Annotated in this window: 13 protein-coding genes; 10 read left to right on the top strand and 3 right to left on the bottom strand. The window is 67.0% G+C overall.

Translation table 11 applies throughout. From position 1 onward, the window contains the following. The first annotated feature begins 91 nt into the window (after positions 1–91). Positions 92–1,198, top strand: a complete 1,107-nt coding sequence (locus GO999_RS10420; RefSeq protein WP_019718025.1) for an alkene reductase — start codon at positions 92–94, stop codon at positions 1,196–1,198. A 77-nt stretch (positions 1,199–1,275) separates the two neighbouring features. Here the strand turns inward: GO999_RS10420 and GO999_RS10415 are convergent, their stop codons facing one another. Continuing rightward, positions 1,276–2,250 (bottom strand): NADPH:quinone oxidoreductase family protein, encoded by a 975-nt coding sequence (locus tag GO999_RS10415; RefSeq protein ID WP_011001153.1) that lies wholly within the window; start codon positions 2,248–2,250, stop codon positions 1,276–1,278. A gap of 191 nt (positions 2,251–2,441) precedes the next feature. Here GO999_RS10415 and surE point away from each other — a divergent pair, with 191 nt between their 5' ends. Genes surE through rpoS form a run of 4 tightly spaced genes read left to right on the top strand, consistent with a single transcriptional unit; the run spans position 2,442 to position 6,149 of the window. After that, positions 2,442–3,197 carry a 5'/3'-nucleotidase SurE gene (gene surE, locus GO999_RS10410; protein ID WP_011001154.1) on the top strand — a complete coding sequence of 252 codons (756 nt, stop codon included), beginning with the start codon at positions 2,442–2,444 and terminating at the stop codon, positions 3,195–3,197. A 15-nt stretch (positions 3,198–3,212) separates the two neighbouring features. Continuing rightward, positions 3,213–4,178: a protein-L-isoaspartate(D-aspartate) O-methyltransferase gene (locus GO999_RS10405; protein ID WP_071011302.1), complete on the top strand. Its 966-nt coding sequence runs from the start codon at positions 3,213–3,215 to the stop codon at positions 4,176–4,178. 1 nt (position 4,179) lies between these two features. Beyond that, positions 4,180–5,007: a peptidoglycan DD-metalloendopeptidase family protein gene (locus GO999_RS10400; RefSeq protein ID WP_016725833.1), complete on the top strand. Its 828-nt coding sequence runs from the start codon at positions 4,180–4,182 to the stop codon at positions 5,005–5,007. 8 nt (positions 5,008–5,015) lie between these two features. Beyond that, positions 5,016–6,149 carry an RNA polymerase sigma factor RpoS gene (gene rpoS / locus GO999_RS10395; protein ID WP_011001157.1) on the top strand — a complete coding sequence of 378 codons (1,134 nt, stop codon included), beginning with the start codon at positions 5,016–5,018 and terminating at the stop codon, positions 6,147–6,149. 33 nt (positions 6,150–6,182) lie between these two features. Here rpoS and GO999_RS10390 read toward each other — a convergent pair whose 3' ends face one another. Continuing rightward, positions 6,183–7,052: an endonuclease/exonuclease/phosphatase family protein gene (locus GO999_RS10390; protein ID WP_211906205.1), complete on the bottom strand. Its 870-nt coding sequence runs from the start codon at positions 7,050–7,052 to the stop codon at positions 6,183–6,185. Positions 7,053–7,206: 154 nt separating this feature from the next. On the opposite strand from GO999_RS10390, the gene rlmD reads away from it, so the two are divergent. Next, positions 7,207–8,559 (top strand): 23S rRNA (uracil(1939)-C(5))-methyltransferase RlmD, encoded by a 1,353-nt coding sequence (gene rlmD, locus GO999_RS10385; protein WP_011001159.1) that lies wholly within the window; start codon positions 7,207–7,209, stop codon positions 8,557–8,559. An 86-nt stretch (positions 8,560–8,645) separates the two neighbouring features. On the opposite strand, the gene GO999_RS10380 is transcribed toward rlmD, so the two are convergent. After that, the gene (locus GO999_RS10380; protein WP_211906204.1) at positions 8,646–9,347 is read right to left on the bottom strand and encodes a Bax inhibitor-1/YccA family protein; all 702 of its coding nucleotides are present in this window, start codon (positions 9,345–9,347) and stop codon (positions 8,646–8,648) included. Between the two features lie 368 nt (positions 9,348–9,715). On the opposite strand from GO999_RS10380, the gene ndk reads away from it, so the two are divergent. The 4 genes from ndk to GO999_RS10360 are packed head-to-tail and all read left to right on the top strand — an operon-like array spanning position 9,716 to position 13,220. Then, positions 9,716–10,141, top strand: coding sequence for a nucleoside-diphosphate kinase (ndk, locus tag GO999_RS10375; RefSeq protein WP_011001161.1), 426 nt, complete (start codon positions 9,716–9,718; stop codon positions 10,139–10,141). 43 nt (positions 10,142–10,184) lie between these two features. Beyond that, the gene (rlmN, locus tag GO999_RS10370) at positions 10,185–11,336 is read left to right on the top strand and encodes a dual-specificity RNA methyltransferase RlmN (RefSeq protein ID WP_016722148.1); all 1,152 of its coding nucleotides are present in this window, start codon (positions 10,185–10,187) and stop codon (positions 11,334–11,336) included. Beyond that, complete coding sequence (gene pilW / locus GO999_RS10365; protein ID WP_016722147.1) at positions 11,333–12,124, top strand: type IV pilus biogenesis/stability protein PilW; 792 nt, start codon at positions 11,333–11,335, stop codon at positions 12,122–12,124. The genes rlmN and pilW overlap by 4 nt, the downstream gene beginning before the upstream one ends. Next, the gene (locus GO999_RS10360; protein WP_023470412.1) at positions 12,117–13,220 is read left to right on the top strand and encodes a helix-turn-helix domain-containing protein; all 1,104 of its coding nucleotides are present in this window, start codon (positions 12,117–12,119) and stop codon (positions 13,218–13,220) included. The genes pilW and GO999_RS10360 overlap by 8 nt, the downstream gene beginning before the upstream one ends. Positions 13,221–13,262: the final 42 nt, after the last annotated feature.

Here is a 13,262-nt window from a genome sequence, read left to right as displayed (position 1 = left end):
GGCACGTTCCTCGCCTTTCTTTTGGTCCGGTTATAGACGACCGGTCTAATACTTGAACTGGATGTTCCAGTCTCTCTTTCCAGGAGCCGAGATGACACAACAACTGCTTTCTCCGATCCAAGTCGGCCAGACGGCCCTCGCCAACCGCGTCGTGATGGCGCCGCTCACGCGCTCGCGCGCAGCCCAGCCCGGCGACGTGCCCACCGAGCTCAACGGGACGTACTACGCGCAGCGCGCCACCGCGGGCCTGATCGTCACCGAAGCCACGCAGGTCTCCCGGCAGGGCCAGGGCTATGCCTGGACGCCGGGCATGTATACCGATGCGCAGGAAGCCGGCTGGAAGGCCGTGGTCGATGCCGTGCATGCCAAGGGCGGCCGCATTTCGCAACAGTTGTGGCATGTGGGCCGCATCTCGCACACGCTGCTGCAGGAGGGCGGCCAGGCGCCGGTCGCACCGTCGGCGATTGTCGCCCAGGGCGCGCAGAGCTTCGTCGTGCAGCCGGACGGCACGCCCGCCAACGTGCCGACCAGCGAGCCGCGCGCGCTGGCCACGGAGGAGATCCCCGGCATCATCGCGCAGTACCGCCAGGCCGTGCAGCGCGCCCGCCGCGCCGGTTTCGACTTCGTCGAAATCCATGCCGCCAACGGCTACCTGCTGCATCAGTTCCTGTCGACCAACAGCAACCAGCGCGCCGACCAGTACGGCGGCTCGCTGGAGAACCGGGCGCGGCTGATCCTGGAGGTGGTCGACGCGGCCATCGCCGAGATCGGCGCCGAGCGCGTGGGCATCCGCCTGTCGCCGCACTTCGTCGCGCACGACATCGCCGATGCCGAGGCCGAGACCAGCGCGCTGTACCTCGCGCGTGAACTGACCCGGCGCGGCGTCGCCTACCTGCATATCGCCGAGCCGGACTGGGCGGGCGGCCCGGAGCTGTCGGACGCGTTCCGCCGGCAACTGCGCGATGCGTTCAAGGGTGCACTGATCGTCTGCGGCCAGTACACCGCGGAAGAGGGCGAGCAGATGATCGCCTCGGGCCTGGCCGATGCCGTCGCCTTTGGCCGCCCCTTCATCGCCAATCCGGACCTAGTGGCGCGCTTCCGTGCCGGCGCCGGCCTGAACACGCCGGACCGCTCGACCTTCTACGGCGGTCAGGAGAAGGGCTACACCGACTACCCGACACTGGAAGAAGCCGCCTGAGCGGTCCGCCACGCCAATGAAAAAGCCGCGCCGGCCTGCTGCCCGCGCGGCTTTTTCTTGCCAAACGCTGACGACGCTTACGGCTGGATCACCACCTTGCCTGTCACCTTGCGTGCCGCCATGTCGAGCAGCGCCTGCGCGGTCCGCTCCAGCGGATAGCGCGCCGAGATATGCGGGCGGATCTTGCCTTCCTGCAACCAGCCCAGCATCTGCATCATGTTGGCGAGATTCGCCTTCGGCTCGCGGCGGGCGAAGTCGCCCCAGAACACGCCGACCAGCGACGCTCCCTTGAGCAGCGCGAGGTTCAGCGGCATCTTGGGAATCTCGCCGTTGGCAAAGCCCACCACGAGGTAGCGGCCCCGCCAGGCGATCGAGCGGAAGGCCGGCTCCGCATAGATCCCGCCGACCGGGTCGTAGATGACGTCCGGGCCCTTGCCGTCGGTCAGCGCCTTGATGCGCTCGCGCAGGTCTTCCGCGGCGTAGTTGATCAGCGCATCGGCGCCGTGCTCCCTGCAGACGGCCAGCTTCTCGTCGCTCGACGCCGCCGCGATCACGCGGGCGCCGATCGCCTTGCCGATCTCGATCGCCGCCAGCCCCACGCCGCCCGCCGCGCCCAGCACCAGCATGGTCTCGCCCGGCCGCAGTTGTCCGCGGTCGACCACCGCGTGGTGCGACGTGCCATAGGTGAGTGTGAACGCGGCTGCCGTGTCGAACGCCATGCCCGGCGGCATCGGCATCACCATCTTGGCCGGCGCCTTCACCTGCGAGGCGAACGCACCCTGGCCGAGGAACGCGATCACGGGGTCGCCCGCTTTCACGTGCGAGACGCCATCGCCCACCGCGCGCACCACGCCGGCCAGCTCCGAGCCCGGCGTGAAGGGCAGTTCGGGCTTGAACTGGTATTGGTTCTGGATGATCAGCACATCGGGGAAATTCACGCCGGCGGCCTTCACGTCGATGACGACCTCGCCGGCGCCGGGCACGGGGTCCGGCAGGGTTTCGATCACCAGCGATTCGGGCGGACCCCAGGTCTTGCAGACGACGGCTTTCATCTTGTCTCCTGATTGGTGTGTGCTGCGACGACGAATCATCCGTGAATGCCGAGCAGTGTAACCGAATAAAAGCACGGTCGTTCGATTCGATTTCCGCGCAGGCGCGGCTGTCTTGCCGATGCATTTGCATGGCGCCTGTCGGCGTTCGCGCAAGCGCGAATACGTGACCGTGCTCGGTTACAATCCGCGCCATGCATATTCTTCTCGCCAACGACGACGGTTATCTCGCGCCCGGCCTCGCGGCACTCCACCGGGCGCTCGCGCCGCTGGGGCGCATCACGGTGGTGGCGCCGGAGCAGAACCACAGCGGCGCCTCCAACTCGCTCACGCTGCAGCGTCCGCTGTCCGTGTTCCAGGCGACCGAGGGCGCCCAGAAGGGCTTCCGCTTCGTCAATGGCACGCCGACCGACTGCGTGCACATCGCGCTCACCGGCATGATCGAGGAGCGGCCCGATCTCGTTGTCTCCGGCATCAACCAGGGGCAGAACATGGGGGAAGACGTGCTGTATTCCGGCACCGTCGCCGCCGCCATCGAGGGCTACCTGTTCGGCGTCCCGTCGATCGCCTTCTCGCAGGTCGACAAGGGCTGGACCCACCTGGATGCCGCCGAGCGCATCGCGCGCGAAGTCGTTGAGCGCTATCTGTCCGATCCGCCGGCCGGGCCCGTGCTGCTCAACGTCAATATCCCGAACCTGCCTTATGCCGAAGTGGCGGGCTGGCGCGCGACGCGGCTGGGCAAGCGGCACCAGTCGCAGCCGGTGATCCGCCAGGAGAATCCGCGCGGCGAACCGATCTACTGGGTGGGCGCCGCCGGCGATGCAAAGGATGCCAGCGAAGGTACCGACTTCCACGCGGTGGCGCACGGCTTCGTCTCGCTGACGCCGTTGCAGCTCGACCTGACCGACACGGCGCAACTGCGCTCCGTGCGTCGCTGGCAGACGCCATGACCGCATCGGTGGCGCATGTCTGAACGCTCACGCGGCCGACGCTTTCCGCTGACGCTCGACGCGGTGGTCGAGCGCAAGCCGGCCGAGCGCCAGCGCGAGACGCGGATTTCGTCCGGCGTGAACGCCGTGTCGCGGCCGACGCCCGCGCGTACGGCTTCCGCGGAGCGCGCAAGCTCCACGCCCGCGCCGGGCCCGGGGCCGCAGCGCGTGGCGGGCGTCGACGCGGCCGTCGGCGCCGTGGCGGCCAGCGCGGTGCAGGCTCGCACCCAGGCCGCGCACGCGGCCGCCGGCGGCATGGCTTCTGACCGCGCGCGCCAGGCGCTGGTTGCCCGCGTGCAGGCCGCGGGCGTGACCGATGCGCGCGTGCTGGCCGCGATCGGCCGGGTGCCGCGCCACCTGTTCGTCGATGCCGGGCTCGCCTCGCAGGCATACGAAGATGCCGCGCTGCCGATCGGCCACCAGCAGACCATTTCCAAGCCCTCGGTCGTCGGCCGCATGATCGAGCTGCTGCTGCGGGAGCGTCCCGAGCCGTCCGCCCAGGCCTCGCAGGCGCCCGCGCAACCGTTGTCGCGCGTTCTCGAGATCGGCACCGGCTGCGGCTACCAGGCCGCGGTGCTGTCGCAGGTGGCCGGCGAGGTGTATTCGATCGAACGCATCCGTCCGCTGCACGAGAAAGCCAAAGCGAACTTGCGGCCACTCCGCGTGCCAAACATCCGCCTGCACTACGGCGACGGCATGCTGGGGTTGCCCAAGGCCGCGCCGTTCGATGCCATCATCGTGGCCGCCGCCGGGTTGGAGGTGCCGCAGGCACTGCTCGACCAGCTCGCCATCGGCGGTCGGCTGATCGCGCCGGTGGCGACGGACCGCGCCGGCGGCCCCTCGCAGCAGCTCGTGCTGATCGAGCGCCGCGGCCGCTTCCAGTTTCACAGTACCGCGCTTGAAGGCGTTTTCTTTGTCCCGTTAAAATCAGGAACTGTTTAGCATGTTCACCCTCCGGAGCTCCATGAACCCTCCAAGCCCCGCACGCGCCGGCCGGCTCGCTGTGGCGATGGTGTCGGCCGCACTGCTGGCGGCTTGCGCATCCTCCGGCAACCAGGCGCCCGTCCTCGATCGCACGTCGCGTGCGGGCAGTGCGCCCGCCGCGCCGCTGGAACCGCCTCCGCCCGGCTACTATCGGGTCAAGCGTGGCGATACGCTCTACAGCATTGCGCTACGCAACGGCCAGGCGCCGCGCGATCTCGTGACGTGGAACAACATCCCCAACCCGAACCAGATCGAAGTCGACCAACTGATCCGCGTGGTGCCGCCGAATGCGGACGCCAGCGCGACCGGCGCCGTCGCGACGCCGGTCCGCCCGCCCAATACCACGACGCAGCCGATCGATGCCGCGCCGGCCGCGACGCCGCCCGTGGTCTCGTCCGGCGCTTCTGCCGGGGCAACGGACGGCGCAATCGCACTGGCTTGGCCCGCGCATGGCCAGGTGATCGGCCGCTTCGACGACAAGGCCAACAAGGGCATCGACATCGGCGGCAAGCGGGGCGACGCGGTCACGGCTGCCGATGACGGAAAAGTGATCCACGTTGGACCCTTGCGTGGGTACGGGAATCTTGTCATCATCAAGCACAACGATACGTTCCTGACCGCCTACGGCAACAACGATAAGGTTCTGGTCACCGAGCAATCCACGGTCAAGAAAGGGCAGAAGATCGCCGAAATGGGCAGTACCGATGCGGACCGCGTGAAACTTCACTTTGAAGTGCGCCGCAACGGTAAGCCTGTCGATCCGATGCGTTTCCTTCCGCCGCAATAGAGGAATGCATGCCGCGCCAGAAAGCCGCCACGTCCGCCAACCCCGCCGATGAGACCATCGGCGCCGTCGATGGCCCGAACGCCCCGAACGGGCGTAGCGGGCGGCGTGCGCGCGGCGCAGCGCCGGCAGCCTCCGATGACGTCGAAGTCGTCGATCCCCTGATCGATGAGGCGCCTGCCGCCGAGCCCGCCGACATCGCCGATACCTCGGACGCCAACGACAGCGCCGACGAATCCGACGAAGAGGACGAGGACGGCGAGGAAGCCGCGCCTGAGGAAGACTTCCGCACGGTGTTGCAGGCCGAGCTGGCCGCTGACACCGTCCAGCATTACCTGAACCGCATCAGCATCAAGCCGCTGCTGACGCCGGCGGAGGAACTGCACTTCTCCACGCTGGCCAAGGCAGGCGAGTTCGCCGCGCGGCAGGTGATGATCGAGCGCAATCTGCGCCTGGTGGTCAGTATCGCCAAGGGCTATCTGAACCGCGGCGTGCCGCTGCTGGACCTGATCGAAGAGGGCAACCTGGGGCTGATGCACGCGATCGAGAAATTCGATCCGGAGCGCGGCTTCCGTTTCTCCACGTATGCCACGTGGTGGATCCGCCAGAGCATCGAGCGGGCCATCATGAACCAGGCACGCACCGTCCGCCTGCCGGTGCACGTGATCCGCGAGCTCAACCAGGTGCTGCGCGCCAAGCGCCATCTGGAAAAGAGCGGAATCGATGGCCGCGACGCCAGCATCGAAGACATTGCGCACCTGCTCGGCAAGACCACCGAGGAGGTGCAGGACGTGCTTTCGCTCAACGAGCACACGACCTCGCTCGATACGCCGTTCGACCTGGATCCGGGCACCAGCCTGCTCGATTTCCTGTCGGACGAGCATGGCGCCTCGCCAGACCAGGAAGTCGCGCACCGCGAGTTGTCGCAGCTGATGAAATCCTGGCTGGCACGGCTGTCCGACAAGCACCGCTACGTGGTGGAACGCCGGTTCGGCCTTAATCACATCGAGCCGGCCACCCTCGAAGAGCTGGCCGCCGAGATGGGCCTGACGCGCGAGCGTGTGCGTCAGATCCAGCAGGAAGCGCTGGTCAAGCTCAAGCGGCACTTCGCCTCGCAAGGCGTGCGCAAGGATGCGGTGCTGTAAGGCGCCGCCCAGCGCTTAATTCATCCACGTTGTCTATTCCGCGTCGCGCAGCTCCACCAGCATTGGCTGGTGGTCGGATGCCTGCGTCGCGCTGTTGACTTCCACGCGGGCCACGCGCATCTTCAGCGGTTCGCTGACCAGCATGAAATCGCAGGCGTAGGCCGGCTCCGTCCACCCGGTCCGGTCATGCACGCCGAATGTCGGCGGTTGCGGTGCTGGGCCGTGTGCGGTTTCCCAGGCGTCGTACAGGGCTGCTGCCTCATGTGAGAACGGTACGGTGGCGAGCCGCTTGGGCTTGGAATCCGGCTTGCAGTTGAAATCGCCGCAGATGACGGTGGCGCGTGTCTGCGCGAGCGGACGAAACGGGCCATCGGTGGGTTCCGGCCCCAGCGTGGGTGGATGGGCCGCGCGCATGCAGCCCTCCACATGAAGCGCGCGCAGGGCGTCGATCTGCGCGATGCGCTGCGTTTCCGAGTAATACTCCAGGTGCGTGCTGACCACGCGCAGCGGCCCGAATGGCGCCTGCACGATCGCCTCGATGGCCATGCGCGGCATGGTCGGGCCGGCATCGGCCGGACAGGGCAGGGCATGCCGCGCGACGTGCAGCACCGGCAGCCGCGTGGCGATGGCATTGCCGAAGCGCCGGATCTGTGCGCCCTCGTGGCGCTCCAGTGCGATGCCGTCGATCAGGGTGAATGCCTGTCCGAGCGCTCCGGCCAGTTCCTGCCACTGGTCCTCGCCCGGTTGGCCGGGCAGATGGCCGAAGCCCGACGTGACCTCCTGCAGGCACAGCACGTCGAACGGCCCCATGGCGCGCGCTTCGGCCAGCATGCGCGACAGGTCGACCCGGCCGTCCGCGCCGCGGCCCCACTGGATGTTCCATGTCAGGATGATGGTGCCCATGCCTGTCCTCCGGTGTCTTACAATGCCGCCCTTGTCCCCAATTCGCCCAGGCTCGCCCGTGTCTCAAGCCGCACCTCCTGCTTTGCCCTCGTCGCCGGTTTCGGCATCTCCCGCGTCGGCCAAGCCCTCGCGCGCATCACGCAGGAAACCCGAGATGCCCGTGGCGGGGCCGCTGGAGATTGTGTCGCTCGATAACGAAGCGCGCGGCGTGGGCCGTCTGTCCAACGAGGATGGTACGCCCGGCAAAGTGGTGTTCGTGGAAGGCGCATTGCCGGGTGAGCGGGTGACTTACCGCAGCCATCGGGCCAAGCCGTCCTATGAGCAGGCCACCCTGGTCGATATTCTGCGCCAGTCGGCCTCGCGCGTGACGCCGCAGTGCAGGTTCTTCGGCACCTGCGGCGGCTGCTCGATGCAGCATCTGGATTCGCGTGCGCAAATCGCCATCAAGCAGCGCGTGCTGGAAGACGACCTGTGGCACCTGGCCAAGCTCCGTCCCGATGTGGTGTTCCGCCCCATCGCCGGGCCGGACTGGGGGTATCGCTATCGCGCGCGGCTGACCGTGCGCCATGTGGCGGCCAAGGGCGGAGTGCTGGTGGGCTTCCACGAGCGCAAGAGCAGCTACGTGGCCGATATGACTTCGTGCGAGGTGCTCCCGCCGCACGTGTCCGCATTGCTGGTGCCGTTGCGCGAACTGGTCGGCCGCCTGAGCATCGTCCAGCGCATGCCGCAGATCGAGGTGGCGGTCGGCCAGGATGTGACCGCGCTGGTGCTGCGTATCCTCGAGCCGCTCACGTCGGCCGACGAGGCGGAGCTGCGCGCGTTCGCCGACCGGCACGCCGTGCAGTTCTGGCTGCAGCCGAAAGGGCCGGACACGGTCTATCCGTTCTATCCGCTGGATCGTGCGCTGACCTACACGCTGCCCGAATTCGGCATCACCATGCCCTTCAAGCCGACCGATTTCACGCAGGTCAACCACCAGATCAACCGCGTGCTGATGTCGCGCGCACTCAAGCTGCTGGATGCCCGGCCGGGCGACCGTCTGCTCGACCTGTTCTGCGGCATCGGCAACTTCACCCTGCCGATGGCGACGCGCGGGTGCGAAGTGATGGGCATCGAAGGCAGCGAAGCGCTGACGACCCGTGCGCTGGCCAATGCGCAGCACAACGGGCTCGATGGGAAGACCACGTTTGCCTGCCGCAATCTGTTCGAGGTGAGCGCGGATGACATCGCGGCGCTGGGCCGGTTCGATCGCTGGCTGGTCGATCCGCCGCGCGAGGGGGCGCTGGCGGTGTCCAAGGCGGTGGCCGAGCTGTCGCAGCGCGGCGGCGAGGCGGCGGCGCTGCTGCCCGGCCGCATCGTCTATGTGTCGTGCAATCCGGCCACCCTGGCGCGTGATGCGGGCCTGCTGGTGCACGAAGCCGGTTACCGCCTGGCGGGGGCCGGGGTGGTGAACATGTTCCCGCACACGTCGCACGTCGAATCGATCGCGGTGTTCGAGCGCGCCTGAGGCGCGTTCCGGCAAAGAAAAACCGGCGCATCATCGGGCGCCGGTTTTTTTTCGTCTGCTGCGCCGGATCCGGCGCAGGCGCGGCATCAGTTGCGGTTGCCGCCAAAGATGCCCAGGATCGCCAGCAGGTTCGTGAAGACGTTGTAGACGTCCAGGTAGATCGCCAGCGTGGCCGTCACGTAGTTGGTCTCGCCGCCGTTCACGATGCGCTGCACGTCGTACAGGATGTAGGCCGAGAAGATGGCGATGGCCAGTACCGAGATCGTCAGCATCATCGACGGCAGCTGCAGCCAGATGTTGGCCACGGAGCCGACGATCAGCACCAGCACGCCCATGAACAGCCACTTGCCCAGGCCGGAGAAATCGCGCTTGCTGACGGTGGCCACGGTGGCCATCACAGCAAAGATGGTTGCCGTGCCGCCGAACGCCGTCATGATCAGTGCTGCGCCGTTCGAGAAGCCGAGGATCATGCCGATCAGCCGCGACAGCATGAGCCCCATGAAGAACGTGAAGCCGAGCAGCAAGGCAACGCCCATGCCGCTGTTCTTGAAGCGTTCGATGGCGTAGAAGAAGCCGAAGGCCACCCCCATGAAGATCAGGAAGCCCATCAGCGGCCGGCCGGCCATCAGGTTGAAGCCCGTGGCGACACCGATCCATGCACCCAGGATGGTGGGGATCATCGAAAGCGCGAGCAGCGAATAGGTATTGCGCAGCACGCGGTTGCGGACGGCCAACGCGCCGGCGGTGCCGGAAGCGCCAAAACCGTACGTGTTGAGTTGGTTGTCCATGCGAACTCCTTGGGTGGGTGACATTGCAGACAATGCGGATCGGCCAGAATGTGGCATCCGGAGTGCGGTTTTGCAAGCCGCATCATCGCTGGTTTGAGCACGCAGGATGCCACGCGGTTCCGGCGTCCGTGTGCGGATCAGGCGCCAAAGTGACGTGTCGGGGTGACTTCAGGTGCCCTCGGTAAGGGAATCTTAAGCGTGCTCGGCGACCGGTGCCGTCATCGCCCGGCAATGTGATCTCGAGGCCGTGCGCGACAGCGGGCGAGGCCCGTGCGCCGGTTGAACCGGTGCCATCCAATCCCGGCGGCGTACGTGCTAGAATCCAACGTTTATCTTTGACGTAACACCTTCATTTTTTGGAGTTTTTAATGGCGATCGAACGCACTCTGTCGATTATCAAACCGGATGCCGTGGCCAAGAATGTCATCGGCCAGATCTATGCGCGCTTCGAAGGCGCCGGCCTGAAGGTCGTGGCAGCCAAGATGATCCACCTGTCGCGCGCTGAAGCCGAGCAGTTCTACGCCGTCCACAAGGAGCGCCCGTTCTTCAAGGACCTGGTCGACTTCATGATCTCCGGCCCCGTGATGGTGCAGGCACTGGAAGGCGAAAGCGCCATCGTCAAGAACCGTGACCTGATGGGTGCAACCGATCCGAAGAAGGCAGAGAAGGGCACGATCCGCGCCGATTTCGCCGACAGCATCGATGCCAACGCCGTGCACGGTTCGGACGCAGCCGAAACGGCTGCCGTGGAAGTCGCTTTCTTCTTCCCCGGCCTGAACATTTACAGCCGCTAAGCGTCAGCACTAGACTGGCATTGGCGGTTTCGGGCAGCAAGTCATGAACGATATGGTGAATCTTCTCGATTTCGACGCACAGGGCCTGCTCGCATATTGCGAGAGCCTGGGCGAGAAGTCGTTCCGCGCCAAGCAGCTGCAGCGCTGGATTCACCAGTCGGGCGCCGCCGATTTTGGCGAGATGACCGATCTCGCCAAGTCCCTGCGCGAGAAGCTTGCGACCCGCGCCACCATCCAGGCGCCGGCGGTCATCTCCGACCACCTGTCGTCGGACGGCACGCGCAAGTGGCTGGTCGACGTGGGTGCCGGCAATGCCGTCGAGACGGTGTACATCCCCGAGGAGACGCGCGGCACGCTGTGCGTGTCTTCGCAGGCGGGGTGCGCCGTCAACTGCCGGTTCTGTTCGACCGGCAAGCAGGGGTTCTCGCGCAACCTCAGCACAGGCGAGATCGTCGGCCAGCTGTGGATGGCCGAGTTCGCCATGCGCAAGCAGCTCGGCCGCGGCCCCAAGGATGACCGCGTCATCACAAACGTCGTGATGATGGGCATGGGCGAGCCGCTGCTCAACTATGATGCCGTGGTGCCGGCCATGCGCCTGATGCTGGATGACAATGCCTATGGCCTGTCGCGCCGGCGCGTGACGCTGTCCACTTCCGGCGTGGTGCCGATGATGGACCGGCTGTCGCACGATTTGCCGGTGGCGCTGGCGGTTTCGCTGCATGCCTCCAACGATGCGCTGCGCGATGTGCTGGTGCCACTCAACAAGAAGTATCCGCTGGCCGAACTGATGGCGGCCTGCCGCCGCTATCTCGAATTCGCGCCGCGAGACTTCATCACCTTCGAATACTGCATGCTGGACGGCGTCAATGATTCCGTCGAGCATGCGCGCGAACTGCTGCGCGTCGTTGCCGACGTGCCGTGCAAGTTCAACCTGATCCCGTTCAACCCGTTCCCCGAATCGGGCCTGAAGCGCTCGAACAACGAGCAGATTCGCCGGTTCTCGCAGGTGCTGCTGGACGCGGGCATCGTCACCACGATCCGCAAGACGCGCGGTGACGATATCGACGCGGCCTGCGGCCAGTTGGCCGGCGAGGTCAAGGATCGTACGCGCCTGGCCGAGCGCGGTAAATTCGGCAAGACTGTTCCGATCCAGGTGATCGGGGCCGATTCCACTCACCGCATGGGTTCCGCATGAAGCGTTGGTCGACTGCTGTCAGTCTGGTTTTCACACTGGCCGCCGCCGGGTGCGCACTGCCGCCGCCACCGGCCCAGACGCAGGACGTCAAGACGCTCTCCGATCAGACCGATATCAGCCGGCGCGCCGCGATCCGGCTGCAGTTGGCGACGCAATACCTGGAGGCCGGGCAGGCCGCCACGGCGCTCGACGAGGTCAAGAACGCCATTGCGATCGACCCGTCCGTGCCGGGGGCCTACCATATCCGCGCGCTGGCCTATATGAGCCTTGGGCAGCACGAACTGGCCGACGACAGTTTCCGGCGCGCCCTGTCCATGCAACCGAACGATGGCGACCTGCTGAACAACTACGGCTGGTTCCTGTGCGCGCAGGGCGGCAAGCCCGATCAGGGTATGGCGATGCTGCGCCAGGCCATCGAGGTGCCCGCCGTCGGCAGTCCCTCCAAGCCGTGGACCAACCTCGGCGTCTGCCAGATGCGCCAGGGCGATTTGGATGGCGCCGAGAAGAGCCTGACGCGCGCGACCTATATCGATGCGAACAATCCGCTGACCAATCTGACGCTGGCGCAGCTCCACTACAAGCGCCGCGACTACGCGCGCGCCATGTCGTTCATCGAACGCGTCAACGGCCGCGGCAATCCGACGGCCGAGAGCCTGTGGCTGGGCGCTCGCATCGCGCGCCGCCTGGGCGATGTTTCGCAGCAGAATGCGTGGAGCGCGCAGCTGCAGCGCCGTTTCCCCAATGCGCCCGAAGAGGCGGCTTTCGAGAGAGGAGCGTGGGATGACTGACCGCGATGCGGCGAACACCGGCGATCTTGCGCCAGGGGGCTCGCCTGCCGAGCCTTCCGCGGTGTCGCACGACCGTGATGATGCGTTGCGCCAGATCGCCGGGCGCCTGCGTGCTGGCCGCGAAAGCCAGCGCCTGACGATCGAGGATCTTGCGACACGCCTGAAAGTGGCGCCGGCCAAGCTGCTGGCGGTGGAGTCCGGCGACGTCAGCGCGTTGCCAGACATGACGTTTGCCAAGGGCCTGATCCGCACGTACGCACGCGTATTGCAGGTCGATGTCGACGACCAGCTCGCGCGCCTCAACGTGCGCGTGCAGGTCGCCAACATCGGCTTGCGCCCGGAGGGCGGCCTTGGGAAGACGTTTTCCGACAAGCCGAGCTTTGCCGCGCGCCGCACCGGCAGCCGCTGGCTGATCGGCTTGCTGGTGGCCGTGGTGGTGATCGGCGGGGCGCTGGCGGGTATGGACCGGCTCAAGCAATGGCTGGCTTCCCACGCGCCGGAAACCACGCAAGCACCTGCCGAGCCGGCCGCAAAGGCACCCGCCGCGACCGAACCGGCGCCCGCTGGCGCGGAAGCCTCGTCGGCACCGGCCGCCACGTCGGGCCCGGCGGAAGCGCCTGCCGCGTCGATGCCGACGCCGCTGACGCCTGCCACGCCCACCGAGCCGGCTTCCGGCACCGTGACAGCGCCGCTGGCGCCGCCGCCGACGTTGCCGCGTTCCGATGCGGGCGCCATGGCGGCACCTGCCACCGCAGTGGATGCCACTAGGCCGGCCGTCGTCAGCGTCGATGCGTCGTCGGTTCCTGCCGTGCCTGCCGCCGAGGTGGCCAGCAAGCCAGCCGTCGGCAATGCCGCCGGCAGCGCGCTGTCGGTGCGCTTCTCGGGCGCTTCGTGGTACGAGATCAAGGATAAGTCGGGCAAAACGCTGGTCAGCGGCCTGGCGAGGGACGGCGATGCGCGGGACGTGAACGGCACGCCGCCGTTCAAGGTCGTCTTCGGCAATGCCGAAGCGGTCGAGTCGCTGACCGTGTCCGGCGCACCGGTCGAGATCCGGAAGTACGCTCGCAATCGCGTGGCGCGCGCCACGCTGCCCTGAACCGTTTTTGTTGAACGGCGCCCGCGCACTGTCGGCGCGGCG

The organism is Ralstonia nicotianae (assembly GCF_018243235.1).
Taxonomy (GTDB): Bacteria; Pseudomonadota; Gammaproteobacteria; order Burkholderiales; family Burkholderiaceae; genus Ralstonia; species Ralstonia nicotianae.
The sequence above is the reverse complement of the archived record's forward strand: the minus strand, read 5'-3'. Positions and strand labels throughout refer to the sequence as shown.

What these genes read in the sequence shown, in the direction of transcription:
- GO999_RS10420 (WP_019718025.1), top strand. Translation starts at nt 92, where the DNA reads ATGACACAACAACTGCTTTCTCCGATCCAAGTCGGCCAGACGGCCCTC.
- GO999_RS10415 (WP_011001153.1), bottom strand. Translation starts at nt 2,250, where the DNA reads ATGAAAGCCGTCGTCTGCAAGACCTGGGGTCCGCCCGAATCGCTGGTG.
- surE (WP_011001154.1), top strand. Translation starts at nt 2,442, where the DNA reads ATGCATATTCTTCTCGCCAACGACGACGGTTATCTCGCGCCCGGCCTC.
- GO999_RS10405 (WP_071011302.1), top strand. Translation starts at nt 3,213, where the DNA reads ATGTCTGAACGCTCACGCGGCCGACGCTTTCCGCTGACGCTCGACGCG.
- GO999_RS10400 (WP_016725833.1), top strand. Translation starts at nt 4,180, where the DNA reads ATGTTCACCCTCCGGAGCTCCATGAACCCTCCAAGCCCCGCACGCGCC.
- rpoS (WP_011001157.1), top strand. Translation starts at nt 5,016, where the DNA reads ATGCCGCGCCAGAAAGCCGCCACGTCCGCCAACCCCGCCGATGAGACC.
- GO999_RS10390 (WP_211906205.1), bottom strand. Translation starts at nt 7,052, where the DNA reads ATGGGCACCATCATCCTGACATGGAACATCCAGTGGGGCCGCGGCGCG.
- rlmD (WP_011001159.1), top strand. Translation starts at nt 7,207, where the DNA reads ATGCCCGTGGCGGGGCCGCTGGAGATTGTGTCGCTCGATAACGAAGCG.
- GO999_RS10380 (WP_211906204.1), bottom strand. Translation starts at nt 9,347, where the DNA reads ATGGACAACCAACTCAACACGTACGGTTTTGGCGCTTCCGGCACCGCC.
- ndk (WP_011001161.1), top strand. Translation starts at nt 9,716, where the DNA reads ATGGCGATCGAACGCACTCTGTCGATTATCAAACCGGATGCCGTGGCC.
- rlmN (WP_016722148.1), top strand. Translation starts at nt 10,185, where the DNA reads ATGAACGATATGGTGAATCTTCTCGATTTCGACGCACAGGGCCTGCTC.
- pilW (WP_016722147.1), top strand. Translation starts at nt 11,333, where the DNA reads ATGAAGCGTTGGTCGACTGCTGTCAGTCTGGTTTTCACACTGGCCGCC.
- GO999_RS10360 (WP_023470412.1), top strand. Translation starts at nt 12,117, where the DNA reads ATGACTGACCGCGATGCGGCGAACACCGGCGATCTTGCGCCAGGGGGC.